This is a genomic window from Gordonia jacobaea (assembly GCF_965344965.1).
Classification (GTDB): domain Bacteria; phylum Actinomycetota; class Actinomycetes; order Mycobacteriales; family Mycobacteriaceae; genus Gordonia; species Gordonia jacobaea.
Genome location: NZ_CBDRLS010000006.1, coordinates 80,748 through 96,535, shown reverse-complemented (window position 1 = coordinate 96,535; position 15,788 = coordinate 80,748). Strand labels below are relative to the sequence as shown.

General features: G+C 64.9%; 17 protein-coding genes. 7 read left to right on the top strand and 10 right to left on the bottom strand.

Annotated features, from left to right (window positions below):
* Nucleotides 1-49: 49 nt before the first annotated feature.
* The 3 genes from ACRVY7_RS19625 (at nt 50) to ACRVY7_RS19615 (ending at nt 2,096) form a co-directional block, all read left to right on the top strand.
* Entirely contained in the window at nt 50-928 is an 879-nt protein-coding gene (locus ACRVY7_RS19625; RefSeq protein ID WP_049698185.1) for an acyl-CoA thioesterase, read from the top strand.
* Between the two features lie 6 nt (nt 929-934).
* Nucleotides 935-1,525, top strand: coding sequence for a hypothetical protein (locus ACRVY7_RS19620; protein WP_431818318.1), 591 nt, complete (start codon nt 935-937; stop codon nt 1,523-1,525).
* Between the two features lie 124 nt (nt 1,526-1,649).
* Complete coding sequence (locus tag ACRVY7_RS19615; RefSeq protein ID WP_431818317.1) at nt 1,650-2,096, top strand: GNAT family N-acetyltransferase; 447 nt, start codon at nt 1,650-1,652, stop codon at nt 2,094-2,096.
* Here the strand turns inward: ACRVY7_RS19615 and ACRVY7_RS19610 are convergent.
* From ACRVY7_RS19610 to ACRVY7_RS19600, 3 genes are all read right to left on the bottom strand, one after another.
* The gene (locus tag ACRVY7_RS19610) at nt 2,075-2,803 is read right to left on the bottom strand and encodes a DUF998 domain-containing protein (RefSeq protein WP_431818316.1); all 729 of its coding nucleotides are present in this window, start codon (nt 2,801-2,803) and stop codon (nt 2,075-2,077) included. The genes ACRVY7_RS19615 and ACRVY7_RS19610 overlap by 22 nt on opposite strands.
* A 64-nt stretch (nt 2,804-2,867) precedes the next feature.
* Nucleotides 2,868-4,691, bottom strand: a complete 1,824-nt coding sequence (locus ACRVY7_RS19605) for an APC family permease (protein ID WP_431818424.1) — start codon at nt 4,689-4,691, stop codon at nt 2,868-2,870.
* 311 nt (nt 4,692-5,002) lie between these two features.
* Nucleotides 5,003-5,344, bottom strand: a complete 342-nt coding sequence (locus ACRVY7_RS19600) for a hypothetical protein (protein ID WP_431818315.1) — start codon at nt 5,342-5,344, stop codon at nt 5,003-5,005.
* 93 nt (nt 5,345-5,437) lie between these two features.
* Between ACRVY7_RS19600 and ACRVY7_RS19595 the strand changes: the two genes are divergently transcribed.
* Nucleotides 5,438-5,836, top strand: a complete 399-nt coding sequence (locus ACRVY7_RS19595; protein ID WP_431818314.1) for a YchJ family protein — start codon at nt 5,438-5,440, stop codon at nt 5,834-5,836.
* 42 nt (nt 5,837-5,878) lie between these two features.
* On the opposite strand, the gene ACRVY7_RS19590 is transcribed toward ACRVY7_RS19595, so the two are convergent.
* A complete protein-coding gene (locus ACRVY7_RS19590) occupies nt 5,879-6,511 on the bottom strand; it encodes a DUF2461 domain-containing protein (protein WP_431818313.1) in 633 nt (210 codons plus the stop codon).
* A gap of 78 nt (nt 6,512-6,589) precedes the next feature.
* On the opposite strand from ACRVY7_RS19590, the gene ACRVY7_RS19585 reads away from it, so the two are divergent.
* Nucleotides 6,590-7,144: a hypothetical protein gene (locus ACRVY7_RS19585; protein ID WP_331436063.1), complete on the top strand. Its 555-nt coding sequence runs from the start codon at nt 6,590-6,592 to the stop codon at nt 7,142-7,144.
* Between the two features lie 26 nt (nt 7,145-7,170).
* Here ACRVY7_RS19585 and ACRVY7_RS19580 read toward each other — a convergent pair whose 3' ends face one another.
* The 4 genes from ACRVY7_RS19580 to ACRVY7_RS19565 form a co-directional block, all read right to left on the bottom strand.
* Nucleotides 7,171-7,374: a hypervirulence associated TUDOR domain-containing protein gene (locus ACRVY7_RS19580; RefSeq protein WP_005208831.1), complete on the bottom strand. Its 204-nt coding sequence runs from the start codon at nt 7,372-7,374 to the stop codon at nt 7,171-7,173.
* A 98-nt stretch (nt 7,375-7,472) separates the two neighbouring features.
* Nucleotides 7,473-8,369: a ferredoxin family protein gene (locus ACRVY7_RS19575; protein WP_431818312.1), complete on the bottom strand. Its 897-nt coding sequence runs from the start codon at nt 8,367-8,369 to the stop codon at nt 7,473-7,475.
* Nucleotides 8,366-9,592 (bottom strand): cupin domain-containing protein, encoded by a 1,227-nt coding sequence (locus ACRVY7_RS19570; RefSeq protein WP_431818311.1) that lies wholly within the window; start codon nt 9,590-9,592, stop codon nt 8,366-8,368. The genes ACRVY7_RS19575 and ACRVY7_RS19570 overlap by 4 nt, the downstream gene beginning before the upstream one ends.
* A 9-nt stretch (nt 9,593-9,601) precedes the next feature.
* The gene (locus tag ACRVY7_RS19565; RefSeq protein WP_005208825.1) at nt 9,602-9,856 is read right to left on the bottom strand and encodes a hypothetical protein; all 255 of its coding nucleotides are present in this window, start codon (nt 9,854-9,856) and stop codon (nt 9,602-9,604) included.
* Between the two features lie 170 nt (nt 9,857-10,026).
* On the opposite strand from ACRVY7_RS19565, the gene ACRVY7_RS19560 reads away from it, so the two are divergent.
* Nucleotides 10,027-10,488, top strand: coding sequence for a mycothiol transferase (locus tag ACRVY7_RS19560; RefSeq protein WP_431818310.1), 462 nt, complete (start codon nt 10,027-10,029; stop codon nt 10,486-10,488).
* Between the two features lie 102 nt (nt 10,489-10,590).
* Nucleotides 10,591-12,519 (top strand): HNH endonuclease signature motif containing protein, encoded by a 1,929-nt coding sequence (locus ACRVY7_RS19555; RefSeq protein WP_431818309.1) that lies wholly within the window; start codon nt 10,591-10,593, stop codon nt 12,517-12,519.
* A 151-nt stretch (nt 12,520-12,670) separates the two neighbouring features.
* On the opposite strand, the gene ACRVY7_RS19550 is transcribed toward ACRVY7_RS19555, so the two are convergent.
* Nucleotides 12,671-14,692: an amidase gene (locus tag ACRVY7_RS19550; RefSeq protein ID WP_431818308.1), complete on the bottom strand. Its 2,022-nt coding sequence runs from the start codon at nt 14,690-14,692 to the stop codon at nt 12,671-12,673.
* Nucleotides 14,689-15,723 (bottom strand): agmatine deiminase family protein, encoded by a 1,035-nt coding sequence (locus ACRVY7_RS19545; RefSeq protein WP_431818307.1) that lies wholly within the window; start codon nt 15,721-15,723, stop codon nt 14,689-14,691. The genes ACRVY7_RS19550 and ACRVY7_RS19545 overlap by 4 nt, the downstream gene beginning before the upstream one ends.
* Nucleotides 15,724-15,788: the final 65 nt, after the last annotated feature.

Below are 15,788 nucleotides of genomic sequence, written 5' to 3'. Positions count from 1 at the left end.
CAGCCACCAGCCGCACCTCCTCTGCGGCTGACCGCATAGGGTGATCTGCATGACAACCGACGTGTCCGAGGATCTCGGCAAACTCCTCGACCTGCTCGACGTCGAACGACGCGAGGACGACCTGTTCATCGGGCAGCACCCCGAGCAGAAGACCGCGCGCACCTTCGGCGGCCAGATGCTCGGGCAGGGCGTCGTCGCGGCGGGACGCACCCTGACGCGCGGGAACCCTCCCGTCCACGCGTTGCACGCACACTTCATCCGCGGCGGCGACGTCAAGAAGCCCCTCGAGTACCACATCGACCGCTACCGCGACGGCAAGTCATTCGCCAATCGGCAGGTGACCGCGATCCAAGACGACGAGGTCATCTTCACTATGCTCGTCGCATTCCAGGACAACGCCGCGGGTCTCGAGCACGCGGTCGAGATCCCTCAGGTTCCCTACCCGGAAGAATTGCCCCCGCTCGGCGAGCATTTCAAGGGCTTCGAGGACCGCATCGCCACCTTCGTCAACGCGTTGCACCCCATCGACATCCGCTTCGCCAATGATCCCTCATGGAAGATGCGCGAAGCCGGAGAGACGTTGCGCGACAACAGAGTATGGATGAAAGCAGACGGCGTCATGCCCGACGATCCGCTGCTCCACGTCGCAGCGATGTGCTACGCATCCGACACCACGGTGCTCGACTCGATCATCACGACGCACGGCCTGTCCTGGGGCATCGACCGGCTGTTCGCGGCGACCGTCAATCACTCGATGTGGTTTCACCGTGACTTCCGCTTCGACGAGTGGATGCTCTACGCCACGCGATCGCCGGTCGCCACCGGCTCGCGCGGGATGGGCTCGGGCCGATTCTGGAAGCGAGACGGAACCCTTGCGACCTCCGTCGTGCAGGAAGCCCTGATCAAATACTTCCCTCCGAAGGAGTGACGCGTAGTGCATCCGGGATCGTGGTCGGGCCAGCAACACCCCCAGTCGCAGGAGTACCCCAAAGAGCAGCAGTACTCGCAGAACCAGGGCTACCCGCAGACCTTCCAGCAGCCGCAGTATCCGAGTGACTCGCAGCAAGGGACCACCGAGTTCTGGCTGGACTCGGGTGCCGCGTTGCCGCGACGCGAGTGGCAGCACAAGACTCGCGTGCCGGTCATTGTCGGCACGTCGATCGCGATGGTTGTGTTCGCGGCCCTCGCCGGGCTCGCCGTCGTGCTCGGGATCAACTACACGCCGCATTTCACTGCGATCGGAGGGGTTCCGGTGAGCTGCGGGTCGTGGGAGACCGAAGCCAACGGCGGCACCATTTCCGACAAGTCGGTCGTGACCATCTACAGCGAAACGGGCACGAAACTTGCGACTACGCCGCTCGAACGCCACAGTACGGACGAGGGGCGGCAGTGTGTGCTGAGGTTCTCCGTCGACGACGTCGACGCCAGCCAGAGCGGCTACGTGGTGCACGTGGGAGATACCTTTGCACAACCGGTTTCGGGTTCGGCGCTGAAGCGTGGAGTGGTGTTTCGCCCGACTGCATGACGGCTGACGAGCCACATGAGAATGGTGCGCCGCCAAATGCGAGTGCCCGGGCCGCTGCCTTCCTGATCGCTGACTTGCGACACCGACTTGCGACACCGATGAACACTCACGAGAGAGACGACTGATGACCACCACAATCGCGCCATTGACTGAGGCCGATCGGCAGGACTGGGCGCCGCTATGGGCGGGGTACCTGACGTTCTACGAGCACGAACTGAGCGACGAACAGAATGATCTGACCTTCGCACGGATCCTCGACCCCGACTACCCGATGTTCGGTGCGATCGCGCGCGACGAGACCGGACGAGCGATCGGCATCGTGCACTGGCTGACGCATGCGTCGACGTGGAGCGATGCTCCCTACACCTATCTCGAAGACCTCTTCGTCGCTCCGGATGTTCGCCGGAGTGGCGCAGGGCGGGCGCTGATCGATCACGTACTCGAGTGGACTCGCAACCAAGGACTGCCGAAGGTCTACTGGCAGACCGCACGCGACAACACGACCGCCCGTTCTCTGTACGACACCATCGCGTCGAACGACTTCGTCGTTTACGAGGTCGAACTGACCTGACCAGCTGTGCTGGTCGCAGCGCGAGCCGGAGCGCGTGTGCGCTGCGCGCACACCGCTATGCCCCACAGGATCAACCACACCGACATGCCTCCGACCTGGATACGCTGCGCCAGCCCGAGGTAGTAGTCGCCGTGCAGGTTGTCGGCGATCAGCATCCACGCGGTGGTCACCGCGACGAGGACGAGTACGGCAAGCCCGGCTGTCCGGAGCAGCGGCCATATCGGCGGGCGTTGTCGATAGGCGGCCACCACACCCGCGATCATCGTGATGAAGATGGCGAACACGGCGACCGTGCTGGTCAACGCATGTATGTGATGCAACTGGGGGAGAAGCCCACTCGGTTCGTACGGGCAATCCTTGTCGACGCCGGGGATGCAGTCGATGGGTGCGAGCGCATCGGCCAACGTCGCTGCACCGAACACGCCGAACGAGATCACAGCGATCCGTGCGTACACCCCACTCACGATCGGGCGCGGAAGAAAGAGAATCAGCGCCGAGCACACCGCGAAGATCGAAGTGAGAATGTCGCCGATCTCGTACACCGCCCGGTGGGGTCGGTGGGCAGCGTCGAGTTCGCTGAGGAAGCTGTTCAGCGGATCGAGCGGGCTCGACCAGAAGAACTCGAGGACCCACGACGAGTAGCAGATTCCGGCCAGCGCTATGAGTATCCCCGCGGTGATCCGGCGGGTCGTCGACAACGAAGGCATTCGATCAGGTTAGTCCACCGGAGAACAGGTGCCCCGAGGCTAACCCGGTGCCTTGCCCCCGCTGCTACCTGCGCACATTCGCGATGGACGTCGAGCGGCGGGCGTCGACGCTGGTTCGCGTCCTCGTGACCAAAGCGGGTGTTGTGCGCTTGAGCGCTCGCTCGAGGTCGTCGGCCCGTCCCGAGGACAGGAGCTTTGCGCGTGTGTCCGACGCGGAGTCGGGGATGATCACGAGCACGTCGTCGTTGCTTGCCAGAGTGGCGATATGGTCGACGAGGACATCGACGATGGAGTCCTCGTCGGGTGCGCGCACTTCGACCAGGCGATCGAGCGGGTGGTACCGCCGCCACTCCGACGCGAAATCGTCATGCTCGCGAGCGGTGCCCGCGTCGGTATCGCCTTCTTGTGCCGTGTCGCCTTCTCCTGCCGTGTCGCCTTCTTGTACTGAGTCACCGTCGATGACGACGTGCAGTGCGACGACCTCGCGGCCGAACGCGCGGGCCGCATGCAGGGCGTCGTTGGTGGCACAACACAACGGTGACGAGACGGGTACGACGGCGAGGCCCTGTCCGGCGAAGGAGTGTCGCGGGTGTTCTCCTGGGTGCGACGTGTCGGCAGCCGTCCGAATGTCGAGTTCCCTTGTGCGTCGGTAACTTCGGGCCAGCAACTCCATCGCTGCGACGAGTATCGCCAACACGAGGACAACCCACAGGGACCCCTCGCCGGCCTTCATCACGGTGAGGACCACCGCCGCCACAGCGGTGAGTACCGCGCCGAAGCCGTTGAGCGCGGCGCGTCGTCGCCACCCGTGTGACCGTGTGACCGCCCAGTGACGCACCAGCCCGACCTGCGCGAGGGTGAAGCCGATGAACACGCAGATGGCGAACAATGGGACGAGGGCATTGACGTCTCCGCCCGAGACGACAATAAGCAGAGCGGATGCGCCCGCAAGAATGAGAACTCCGTTGCGGTACACGCCGTTGCGTGTTCGGCGGGTGAGTCGATGCGGCAAATGATCGTCGCTCGCAACAACTTTCATCAGTTGCGGCAACCCGCCGAACGACGTATTGGCAGCAAGGGCGAGCAGCACGATCGTGGCTACCTGCACCACGTAATACATTGCACCACGCCCGAATACGCCTTCCGTGAGTTGCGACAGCACCGTGACGCCTGCCTGCGGTTGGATGTGCAGACGCTCCACGAGTGCGGCGATGCCGAGCATCATCGCGCCGAGGAGCACGCCGAGCGCCACCTCAGCACGCTGCGCGCGTCGGATTCGATTTTCCCTGAACTGTGGCGTCGCATTGGCAATGGCCTCGACGCCCGTCAACGCGGCGCAGCCGCTGGAGAATGCTTTGAGCACCAGCAAGATTCCGATGGTCCCGACCGTTTGTGAGTCGACCTGCGGGACACTGTGGCTTCCGCCGTTGACGAGGCCGACGACGATCACCGACGCGATGCTCACCACGAACACAACGGTTGGAGTGACGAAAGCTCTGGCGCTGCTGACGATTCCGCGCAGGTTGACGGCTGTGATCAAGGCCAGCACCGAGAGCGCGATCCAGACGGTATACCGCCCCGCAGCGGGAAAGGCGGAGGTGAGTGCGGCGGTTCCGGCGGTCACGGATACAGCGACGTTGAGGACGTAGTCGATGACGAGCGAAGCCGCGGCGACAAGTGACGCGCGGCGGCCGAGATGGGCTTTGGCGACGGCGTAAGCACCGCCGCCGTCGGGGAATGCAGCGATCAGCTGCCGGTAGGAGAGCACCAATACCGCGAGGAGCACGACGATCGCGGCACTGACGGGAAGGGTCAGTCCCAACGCGTTGCCGCCCGCCGCGGCGAGCACGAGGACGATCGCCTCCGGCCCATAGGCGACCGACGCCATCGCATCGAGCGAGAGCGCTGCCAGACCCGTCGTCGCGGTCAGGCGACGTTTGTCGCGGGTTCGTGAGGTTCTCGACGGGTCAGCGGAGGTCGAATTCGACGACGATGCCTCGTCGCGTGCCAACACTCGCGTACGTGTTCCGGGTAATGCCACGAGGGACGTTGTATAGCCGGAAAGTCGTTATGCGAGCGCCTCTGACGCGAATTTGACGCCGACTCGTCAGATCTTGACGCAGCTCTACCGCAGACCTCCCTACTGCAGACCTCTCTACCGCAGACCGCCCTCGCCGCAGCCGTCGGCAGCGCGGCGTGTCAGGCGGCGTGAACGTCGGCGGCGTGAACGTCGGAGAGCAACCCGCCGGGATCGACGACCATGATCACGGGTCCGAGGGTGTCACTCGCGCGTTCGATGACCGCGTCGATCTGCGTCGGATCCCCGGGATCGGCGATGACCGCCACCACACGGTCTCGCACGGCAGCGTCGACGTAGGGAACGAGGTCGTGACCACGGGTTCCCGCGATGGCGAGGTTCTTCCCGCGATCAAGGATCTGTCGTGCGACGCAGTGAGCTCGAACGCTACCGTCCATGATCAGCACAACCGTGTCGGCGCGACGGGTACGGGTGACTGCTGGGGTGTGAGTAATCGTTGTCATGCCACCATCACAGTCGCCGACGCTGCCACCGTGATGGGCGGACGCTGGCAGTCGGCTGGGACCATCGGTCGCGGCGGCATATGCTGGGCCGCCATGAGCACGACACTCGACGACGGCGCGCGCTGCCCATGCGGAACCGGCCTGACGTTGGCCGAATGCTGTGGGCCGATTCTGCGTGGTGAGCGACGTGCCCCAACCGCCGAAGCGTTGATGCGGTCGCGTTTCACCGCGTTCGCGGTCGGCGACCGAAATCACCTGCTGCGCAGTTGGCATCCCGATACCCGACCGGCCGACCTCGGTCTCGATGACAGCATGCGGTGGCTGCGTCTCGACGTCGAATCGGTGAGCGGCGGCGGCCCGTTCGACACCACGGGCACGGTCGAGTTCACGGCGTTCTATCGCGCCGAGGGGCGTCGAGGGCAGATGCACGAACTGTCGACGTTCACCAGACTCGACGGCTCGTGGGTCTACGTCGACGGCGCGGTCGACTAGCGCAGCATGTCCCGCAGGCGTTTCTGGACGTCAAGCGAGGCGTCACGCGAGAGCGTGTTGGATGAGCCAGTCCACGAGTGGTCGCGCGGTGCGCCAGTCAGCGCGCACACGCTCGACCAGTTCGGGACCATGGATCACGGCGTCGAATCCGTAATCGCGCGAGACCGTCAACGTCTTGTGCCGCAGTAGCTCGATTCGTGGGTGGCCGGCATCCCATCCGCGAGGAGCCGTCTTCAGACGTTCTCCGCCGATGTCGAATCCTGCGTCCTCGAGTCGACGCACGATCTTTTCGAGTTCGCGACCGCGGCGATCGTCGTCGATTGCGGTCCGCATCGCCGACAATCGCTCAGGGGAGGCGTCGTAGAAGCCTGCACCCGCCATGACGCCGGGTGCCCCGATCTGGACGTAGTATCCGGTCGCCGGTGCCACGGCGACGTAGGCGCCCTGGTGGGTCTTGTAGGGCGACTTGTCTTTCGAGAACCGGACGTCGCGGTACGGGCGGAACAGCTTCGCGTCACCGAACTCGTCGGCAAGGGCGTCGGTGAGCTCACGCATCGGCGCGGCTACAGCGCTCTGATAAGTCTGCTTGTGCTGTTCCCAGAAGGCCTTGCTGTTGTCGACCTCGAGGTCGTCGTAGAAATCGAGGGCGGCCTCGGGGAAGCCCTGAAAAGCCATGCTCCGAGGTTACGGCTCGCCCGGCTGATCGAGGCGAACGAGTTCTATGACGCGCGATGAAATGGCACGATGAAGGGGATGACGCAGCTGACGTATGAAGAGTTCGGCCGCCGGTTCTTCGAGGTCGCCGTGACCGAAGAGCGGGTGGGGTCGGCGTTCTCCTCCATTACCGGCGGATCATTCGACGTCGGCCCCATCCCATCCGGCCCCGGTGGACTGGCCCGCGTGACCGCGCACGTCGAGATCGGTGAGCCACGTATCGCGCGCAACGTCGGGGAACTGATCACGTTCACCGTCGAGATCATGCTGACCATCGGACTCGTCGTGGATCTACGCGTCGACCGCATCAAGTACGACGTCGACGGGCTGATCACACTCCCGCTGACCGTTCGTGCGGCCGAGCCGCTGGAGCTGCGGATCGACGTCACTCCACCGCGGCCGAAGGACGTGATCGTCGGCGTCGCGTCGCACAACCTGCGTGGTGAATTCATTCGCGCCGTCGGCCAGGTCGACACCGAGATCAAGCGCTTCGTCGCACAGCACGTGGCAGACGAAATCGACAAGCCCGAGGTCAAGGCCGCACGCATCATCGACGTCGGCGCCGAACTCGGTAGGGCCTTCGAAAATATGTGACCGGTTGAGAATCCAGGTGGGGCCGCTCACTTCTTGGTGAGCGACGACTCCTTGTGTGCGGCCTGCGATCCGGTCTTCGACGACTCGACAATCCAGTACGGATCGTCGTCGCTTGCGTTGAACTTCTGGCCGTCGAAGGTGAACGGCGATGTGCGCTTCTCCTTCGCGTGCCCGTGCGTCGGTCCCTGGGACGTATTCCATTCGACGGTGTCGTTCTTGTTGATTCCCATGAGCCGAGCATGCGCGCACATGTGCGTCGATGACGACGGCCGGCGTGAGTGACGCGTGCTCGATACGTCGCCGACCACCGATCGAGACAGGGTTACGGTCAGGTCGCGGCGAGCCCGATTGTGATGGAGTCCAGCGTGAACTGTCGTACGCGTCCAGCGACATTCGCTTCACACATCGAGAACAGCGGCTCGGAGAACTCTTCGCCGAGCACCACGTCGACGGGCCCGGCCTGGCCTGTCAGACGGACGTGGATGCGTCCGTCAACGTGTGCGACGTCGATCGGCGCGAACGAGTCGATGCGGTCATCTCCGGTCTCGACACGGGCGAAGTGCTGTGCGGCCTGGACGGCATGGGGGAGTGACGTACGTCCGCGCAGCAGCGAATCCACAAGGCGCCCATGGATGTACAGCTCGACGATCGACGCCGGGTCGGCGGCGGTGTCGAGTCTTCCGTAACAGAGACCGTGCGGAAGGATCAGCCCCGTCGCGGCGAAGCGGTCGCCACCGAGGTGTGAACACTCCCACGTCCACTCCGGATAGGCCGACGCGATCGCCGCTGTCGCGGCCCGACCTCGAACTGCACAGCACTGGTCATGCTTTCCGTGAGCACACACGGCGACGAGAGGTTCTGTCAACGGAGTGCCGTCGGAACCGTCGAGCGCGAGGTCGAGATAGCCTGCGGGACCGTCGACTTCGCCCGCGTGCACGCTTTCGGCCCCAGGTGCGGAGTTCACGATGAACCAACGCCACCGTGGGGTTGACGGCCGACGTCCTGGTCGTCGAATCGCGACAATGCGCATGCGCTGCTTCTCGACCCGACGCACGATGCTCAGACCGAGGTCGGGGTCGATGATGGACGGTGATTGCAGGAACGCCGAGTGCCCCCACGCGCCACCGAGTTCGAGCAGAACCCACAATGTTCCCGCCGAGGCCGTGCCGTAGATCGGATCACCGCGCTCCGCGGATTGCACGCTACACGGAGGACGACGGGTCATCCGGTTGGAACCGATCCGTCGTCTGGAACGACGACACCCTCACGAAGCAATCTGCGAATCAGCACCAGGCCGTCGGCGGTGTCGAGTCCGGGGAGTTCATCCGCGGTGACGGCGACTCCGGACGCAGCGACTTCGAGCGCCTCTGTGCAGAAGTCGGGAAAGCTGATGGTTCGATCCGGAAGGCGAATTTCGGTGCGCTGCAATGCTCGACGGACTTCGACGGTGAGGCCGTGGCGTCGTCTCACCGCCGTGTCTTCGTCGAGCGAGGTGACTGCGTCGAGCGTGGCAAGTGGTCGAACCGCGACGGGTCGGGTCCGCTCGGAGTGGATCTTCGACAATCGCGCAGCGGTGCTTTCGGCCAGATCTGTTGCGTTGGCCTGCAATACGTCGACAACGGCAGCAATCGTCTTGGCCGCCAGCGCGGCTGACTCGTCGGGATCGGTGAAGTCGGTACCCATCGGCAGCGCGGCGCGTAGCGATTCGATCGTCCCGAGTTGGTCGACGACGGCGCGGACCAGATCAAATTCAGTCACAGCGGACACCCCGACCGTGAGATGAATCGATGTGTGGCCGAGCGCTTCTGCCGAGTGGAGCCAGCCACGTGGCAGGTATAGGGCGTCGCCGGGTTCGAGAACCGTATCGATCACCGGCTGCTCGTGACCTCGAGCGGCGATGGCGTCGCGGTGATCGGTCCAGGGTTGGTCGGCAAGGGGATCGCTGTGGACTGGCGCGTGTACCCGCCAATGCTTGCGGCCGGAGATCTGCAAGACGAAGACGTCGTGCACGTCGTAGTGGGGATCGAAACCGCGGTTCGCTGGTGGGGTTATGTAGGCGTTGGCCTGTACCGGGTGGCCGAGGTCGTCGACCATTCCCCGCACGAAGTCGATAATGGGCGGCCACAGTCGGTGCAACCCCTGCAGAACGATCGTCGCACCGGATGCGAACTGCGCCAAGACTTTAGCGGAATCGACCTGGTCGGGCATCTCTGCGCCGAAACCGGCTGGACCGAGATAGTTCTCTTTGCCTACCAGGCCGCCTTCCTTGGCCATCCGGATGAACGGTGCACGCACCCCGCGCTCGGCGATCAACTCGTCGACGCTGCGCGGCGAGAGAAGATCGTCGAAGTCGCGGGGGAGCGCGTCCGAACGGCTGAGCAGAGGTCGCCGGCCCCAGTAGTCACGCGCGAACACGTCGGGGTCGGTGGCGATGCAGCGGCTCAGCATGCTTGTCACTCAGGCGGTGCCGTCTGCGCCGCCGTCGTGGCCATCGGGGTTGGAGCCGCCGTCGGCTGGTCCTTCGCCGGGTGAGGCGGTGCCGTCTGCGCCGCCGTCGTGTCCGCCGGGGTTGGAGCCGCCGTCGGCTGGTCCTTCGCCGGGTGAGGCGGTGCCGTCTGCGCCGCCGTCGTGTCCGCCGGGATTCGAGCCGCCATCGGCAGGACCTTCACCCCCTGGGCTGGAGGTGGTGATGTCGTCGTCGTCGAGTGCCATGGGTAAACCCTTTCCTCGTTGGGAGTCGCTCGGTTTGCGACTCCACACTCCACTATGTCGATATGTGACGCTCTTGACGAGGATTCGTCGACGAGGCTCGAACTTCGTTACTGCGCCGAGATGGCGGTTCCTGCAAGATCACGACGATCCGAACGTGACACGCTATAGCGATGGATCTCTGGTTTGAGGCCGCTCGCGACACCGCTGATCGATGCTGGGACGGCGTTCTGACTGCGCTCGACGGCGTGACCGATGCTGACCTCAACAGAAGCTTGCCGGTCGCAGGTTCCAACGCGCCGTATGCGATCGTCCACCACTGCATCGAGATGACCCGCTGGTGGCTGGGAACCTTCGGGTGCGGAATGGATCTGCCCCGTGATCGGTCGCGGGAGTTCGACGCGACGGGAACGCGCGACGATCTCGTCACACGCATCGCGCAGGTCCGCGCCGATATGGATGTGTGGTCGACGCGCATGGTGCGCGACGGAATTGCGGGCCGCGATGCACGCGGAACTCGTGCGAAGGTCGACCTCGACACCGTCACGCCTCAGTGGGTGGTGCTGCATGTCGTACACGACTTGGCCCAGCACCTGGGCCAGCTTCAGATCACCCGCGATCTGTTGAGCGCCTGAATCTGCGGTCGAAAGCTCTTTCGAGTTTTCCTCGACGCTGTCGGTACTGTCGGGTAATGTAGAACACATATTCGACACGACGCGGGGCGGGGGTGGCGGCACGTGAACAGCAACAGCAATAGCAGCAACAGTGAGAATGGCCGTGCGCCTTCGGCTTTGGGATCATCTGTCTTGGCCTCTGCTGCGGTGGGTTCGGCGGATGCGGTGGTGGCGGAAAAACTGTCACGTCTTGCCGCGGTGTTGGATGAGTTGGCTGCCGTCGATGTGTCGTTGGTATCGGACGCGGCGCTGGTGGAAGCCACCGTGGAGGCCGAACGCCTGGCGTTGCGGACCGCGGGTGCGGTGACGGATCGCTTGATTGTGGAGGCTTCCGACCGGGATCTGCCCCGCGCCCTGGGTTTCCGCGATGTTCGCAACTTTATGGGGCAGGGTCTGCACATTGGCGATCCAGCAGCGCGGCATCGGGTGATCGCGGCGACCGGATCGTTCACCACCATCTGCGGCGACCGGCTACCGCCGTCGTGTCCAACGTTGGCCGGCTATGTGGTCGAGGGTCGGGTCGCCGGCGCACATGTCCGGGCGGTACTCGAGGTGCTGGAGGCAATCCCCGGTGAAGTGTCGGCCGAGACCAAAGCTGCCGCCGAAGCACAGATGGCCGGCTACGCGGTCCAATTCACGCCCGCCGAAATCACCAACCTCGGTTCACGATTGTTGGCGCATCTCGATCCGGACGGGACGCTGACCACCTCGAAAGACCGCAAACGTCGACGTCGCTTGTGGGTGAACCGGCAGAACGCGCAACTGATGTCGCGGTTGACCGCTGATCTCGATCCGATCGCCCGCGCCCGCCTCGACACCGTGCTCGACGCCTGGGCCAAACCCGGCATGAACAACCCCGACGACCCCGACTCGCCGGTCGGACCGATCACCACCGCCAACGCCGAACAAGTCGCGGCCGCCGCCCTGCGTGATGAACGCTCACCCGCGCAACGCAACCACGACGCCTTCTCCGCACTACTCGGCCAGGTGTTGGAATCCGGCATGCTCGGCAACACCCATCGCGGGTTACCGATCCAGGTCATCGTCACCACCAGCCTGCGCGAACTCGAAGAGCAGGCGGGGATCGCACAAACCACGTCCGGCACACTGCTGCCGATCCAAGACGTCATCAACATGGCCGCAGCTAGTGGCGCGAGCCAGTATTTGGCGGTGTTCGGCGACCACACCAGCATCCCGCTCTACCTGGGTCGGTCGAAGCGGATCGCGTCACTGGGGCAACGACTCGCCTCGTTCGCCTCACCCGGCGGGAAGATGTGTTCCGCACCGGGCTGCAACCAACCTGCGAGCAGGGTGCAGATGCATCACGCCGCGAAAGACTGGGCCGACGGCGGCTTGACTGATATCGACCAGTTGGTGCCGGCGTGTGATGTGCACAATCGGCGGGTCGGCCCGAAACCCGGCCAGTTCACGACCCGCATGATCACCGACGGACCTGATGCCGGCCGGGTTGCGTGGCGGCTCAACGCCAAGCCGGGTATGCCGGAGAATCCCGAACGCATCAACCGCATCGCCGATGTCAAAGCCGACTTCCGCGACTACCTCGCCGCCGAACACGCCAGCAACGAAGCTGCCGCGGCTGCACGCGCGGCCGGTACCGGGACCGGGATCGCCTCGGACACAGCCGATACCGGGATCGTCGCGCGAGCCTCCAGTACAGCGGACGCCGAGATCGTCGCGGACGCCGAGATCGTCGCGGACGCAGTCGGCGCCTGGATGGTGTCGCCGACATCGATGCCTGACCCGCCCTGCGGGCGGGTCGAACTCGCGCTGGTGGGCGCAATGCCCTCCGGCGACACCGTGCGCCTCAGCAGGCGGGTCGACATCCGATGGAACCTCGCTGATCCACCCGATCCCGAGCCACCCACAGACCCGGACGCGCCAACAGGTCCGGCTCCACCAGCCGGCCCCAACCGGTTCGGCGGATTCGACCCACCGGGCGGCGTCGACCCACCGCTGGCCGACGCTGCCTAACCACCGCGTCAGCTGACCGACGCACCAGCCCGGGCAACCATGGCAAGAACAACGAATTCGGTTGTGCCGCAAACCGTCTACACTCCGCCACCACATCCGGTGGCGGGGCAAACGTGGTTGCTCGGGGCGGGTCCGAATAGAGGGAGCGTGGTCAGATGCCGTCCACGATCACATATTCGGCGTTGGCAGCGCCGTTCGATGACGTCGCGATTGCTGTCACGAGTGCGCCGTACGGGATGCGCCACGCGGAGTGTTGTCGCTTGAGCTCGGCTGCGGGAATCTCGACCGATGCTGTGAAGCTCGATCCCTCGCGGTCGACCGGAACAGCATCTCCGTCGACGAAAACCTGCAGCAGGTCGGCGTCGGACGACCCCGCGATCTCGATGACCGCAACCTGCGCATCGCGTCGAGCGGATGCTGTCAGTTCTAGCGCAGGGACGTCGCCGCCGGCCACGGCACCGGGGCGCATCAGGGGGCGCATCAGTGAGGGGAGCTCCGGCGTCGCGGTAGGGGCGGTGCGGCGTCGAGAGGCGTGCTCGTAGGCCCAGCCGTAGGCGAGTAGCGCGTTGTCGTCGTAGGCGCGTCCGGCGAATGTCAGGTTCACGGGCATTCCGATGTCACTCATCGTGCCCATCGTGACGTTGACAGTCGGAATGCCGTAGTGACGGATCATGGTGTTGCCGGTCGACACCCACACCCCGTTTGCCATGGCACGTTCGTGCGATTCCGGATTGGTGTCGGCGTCTGCGGGTCCGACGTCGAGCGCAGAGGGAAACACCAGTGCGTCGAGGCCGAGTTGGTCGAGCCACTCCTCGAGGTCGGCGCGGCGCATCTCCTCGAGCCCGCGGATGCCCTCGGCCAGATCGGGAATCTCATCGAGCGTTGGGATTCCGCGTGCGGCGCGCTCGGGGTACTCGCTGATGTCCAGGTTGTACCGCGCGTAATACCCGTGCAGTTCATCGGGAATCGCGCCGTCGGGCAGTGGGAAGATCAACGACCCGTCGACGTCGGCGAGGCGGTTCAGTGCGGGGTCGCCGTTGGCCTGTAAGAAGTCGTTCCACGACCAGACGGTGAGGTCCCACATCTCCGCGTCGAAGAATCCTTCCGGGAGGATTCCGCGGGCATAGCCGTCGCGGGCGTCGGGTCGGTCGAGTTCGTAGTTGGTCAGGGCGGGGAAGTCGACGTCGACTATCTCGGCGCCCGCTGCCTCCAGGTCTGCTCGTGCGCGGTTCCACAGCTCGATGACCGAGGGTCGTGGTGTGATCGGCCAGCCCGCGTCGGGGTCGTCGCCCAGGATGATGCGGGGTATGCCGAAACGCTTGCCCCGCAAAGCATTGTCATCGCGGAGTTCCAGATACGACTCTGGCCGCACCGACGATGCCCTGGGCAATTCCACCCATGGCTGCGTGCGCCAGAAGTCTCCTCGTGTGTCGTTGTCATCCGCGACGAGCACATCGAGCAGGGCGAGCATGTCGTCGACCGTACGAGTTTGTGGCACAACGACATCCATTGTCGGCGTCAACGGCCAGTTGCCACGCACCGAGATCACGCCGCGCGACGGCGTGTACGCGACGAGCGCGTTGTTCGACGCGGGGGAGCGGCCACTCGACCATGTCTCCTCCCCGAGACCGAACGCCGCGAAACTCGCGGCTGTCGACGCACCGGAACCGTTCGACGAGCCGGACAGGTACGCGGCCGCGAGATAGTCGCTGTTGTAAGGACTCTCGGCCCGTCCGTACACGCCCCTCTGCATACCGCCATTGGCCATCGGAGGCATGTTGGTGAGGCCGAGGCAGATTGCGCCGGCAGCCCGCAGACGTTCGACGGCGTACGCGTCTGAGCCCGCGACGAGATGCGCGAACGCAGGCGAACCCGACGCCACGGTGAGGCCCTGCACCCGGTAGCTGTCCTTCGCGGTGTAGGGGATGCCGTCGAACGGACCGTACGCCTCGCCGCGGGCACGGCGTTCGTCCGATGCGCGCGCCTCGTCGAACATCGTCGGGTTGAGAACGGGAATCGCGTTGAGCGTCAACCCATGTCGATCGTATCGACCAATGCGGTTCAGGTACCCACAGACGAGTTCGACGCTGGTGACCGCGCCTGATTCCAGCGCGGCACTCAGTTCGGCTATCGATGCCTCCACCAGTGGTGGGGTTTGTGTCGAGGACGTCATGACGTAACGCCGACGGCTGGTTGTTGCTGTGTGATGCAGTGGATTCCACCGCCGCGTGCCAAGATCTCGCGTGCGTCGATGGTCACCACGCGCCGGCCGGGGTAGACCGACGCCAGGATCTCGGCCGCGCGCGCGTCGGCCTCCGGTTCACCGTAACCACATGCGACGACACCACCATTGACGACGAGGTGGTTGATGTAGCTGTAGTCGACGAAGCCCTCGGAGTCCCGGATCGTGTCAGGAGCGGGCAGATCGACGATGTTCCACGATCGCCCGGCTGCGTCGGTGGTGCCCTCGAAGAACTCGCGCAAGCCCTTGGTGACCGCGTGGTCGGGATGCTCGGGATTCGGCTGGTGGTGCAGCAGCAGTGTTCCCGGGGACGGGATGGTCGCGACCATGTCTACGTGGCCTCGGGTGCCGAACCGCTCGTAATCGCGGGTCAGACCGCGGGGAAGCCAGATCACCTTCCGTGCGCCGATGGTGCGCTCGAGCTCGGCTTCGATCGTCTCGCGCGTGGCGTAGGGGTTTCGATAGGGGTCGAGTTGGACCGTCTCGGTGACGAGAACGGTGCCCTCGCCGTCGACGTGGATGGCGCCGCCCTCCTGGACGAGCATCGAGCTGACAACGGGGACACCTGCCCGGCCTGCGACCACGCGCCCGATCTGACGATCGTTGGTCCACTCGGCCCATTCCTGTGCGCCCCAACCGTTGAATGTCCATGTGACAGCGCCGAGTTGGCCTGCGTCGTCGATGACGAAGGTCGGCCCGATGTCGCGCATCCACGCGTCGTCGAGCGGCGCTTCGACGATCTCGATCTCCTCCGAGAGCATGGCACGCGCACGTGTCGTCTCTGTCGGGTCGACGACCATGACGACTTGCTCGAACTGCGCGACCGTGTTGGCAACCTCGCTCCACGCGGCGTACGCGGTCTCGGCGTCGGCCGCGCTTTCGGCGAGGGTGGTGTTGGTCCGTGGAAACGCCATCCACACACGCTCGTGGGAGGCGGTCTCGGCGGGCATTGTCCAGGACATATTCGGAGCCTCTCGTTATTGATCGGTCAATCAATAACTAGAACGGTAAGGGGTGCGGGTCGGGC

What these genes read in the sequence shown, in the direction of transcription:
- ACRVY7_RS19595 (WP_431818314.1), top strand. Translation starts at nt 5,438, where the DNA reads ATGAGCACGACACTCGACGACGGCGCGCGCTGCCCATGCGGAACCGGC.
- ACRVY7_RS19605 (WP_431818424.1), bottom strand. Translation starts at nt 4,691, where the DNA reads ATGGCGTCGGTCGCCTATGGGCCGGAGGCGATCGTCCTCGTGCTCGCC.
- ACRVY7_RS19545 (WP_431818307.1), bottom strand. Translation starts at nt 15,723, where the DNA reads ATGTCCTGGACAATGCCCGCCGAGACCGCCTCCCACGAGCGTGTGTGG.
- ACRVY7_RS19590 (WP_431818313.1), bottom strand. Translation starts at nt 6,511, where the DNA reads ATGGCTTTTCAGGGCTTCCCCGAGGCCGCCCTCGATTTCTACGACGAC.
- ACRVY7_RS19615 (WP_431818317.1), top strand. Translation starts at nt 1,650, where the DNA reads ATGACCACCACAATCGCGCCATTGACTGAGGCCGATCGGCAGGACTGG.
- ACRVY7_RS19585 (WP_331436063.1), top strand. Translation starts at nt 6,590, where the DNA reads ATGACGCAGCTGACGTATGAAGAGTTCGGCCGCCGGTTCTTCGAGGTC.
- ACRVY7_RS19565 (WP_005208825.1), bottom strand. Translation starts at nt 9,856, where the DNA reads ATGGCACTCGACGACGACGACATCACCACCTCCAGCCCAGGGGGTGAA.
- ACRVY7_RS19560 (WP_431818310.1), top strand. Translation starts at nt 10,027, where the DNA reads ATGGATCTCTGGTTTGAGGCCGCTCGCGACACCGCTGATCGATGCTGG.
- ACRVY7_RS19610 (WP_431818316.1), bottom strand. Translation starts at nt 2,803, where the DNA reads ATGCCTTCGTTGTCGACGACCCGCCGGATCACCGCGGGGATACTCATA.
- ACRVY7_RS19570 (WP_431818311.1), bottom strand. Translation starts at nt 9,592, where the DNA reads ATGCTGAGCCGCTGCATCGCCACCGACCCCGACGTGTTCGCGCGTGAC.
- ACRVY7_RS19550 (WP_431818308.1), bottom strand. Translation starts at nt 14,692, where the DNA reads ATGACGTCCTCGACACAAACCCCACCACTGGTGGAGGCATCGATAGCC.
- ACRVY7_RS19575 (WP_431818312.1), bottom strand. Translation starts at nt 8,369, where the DNA reads ATGACCCGTCGTCCTCCGTGTAGCGTGCAATCCGCGGAGCGCGGTGAT.
- ACRVY7_RS19600 (WP_431818315.1), bottom strand. Translation starts at nt 5,344, where the DNA reads ATGACAACGATTACTCACACCCCAGCAGTCACCCGTACCCGTCGCGCC.
- ACRVY7_RS19625 (WP_049698185.1), top strand. Translation starts at nt 50, where the DNA reads ATGACAACCGACGTGTCCGAGGATCTCGGCAAACTCCTCGACCTGCTC.
- ACRVY7_RS19580 (WP_005208831.1), bottom strand. Translation starts at nt 7,374, where the DNA reads ATGGGAATCAACAAGAACGACACCGTCGAATGGAATACGTCCCAGGGA.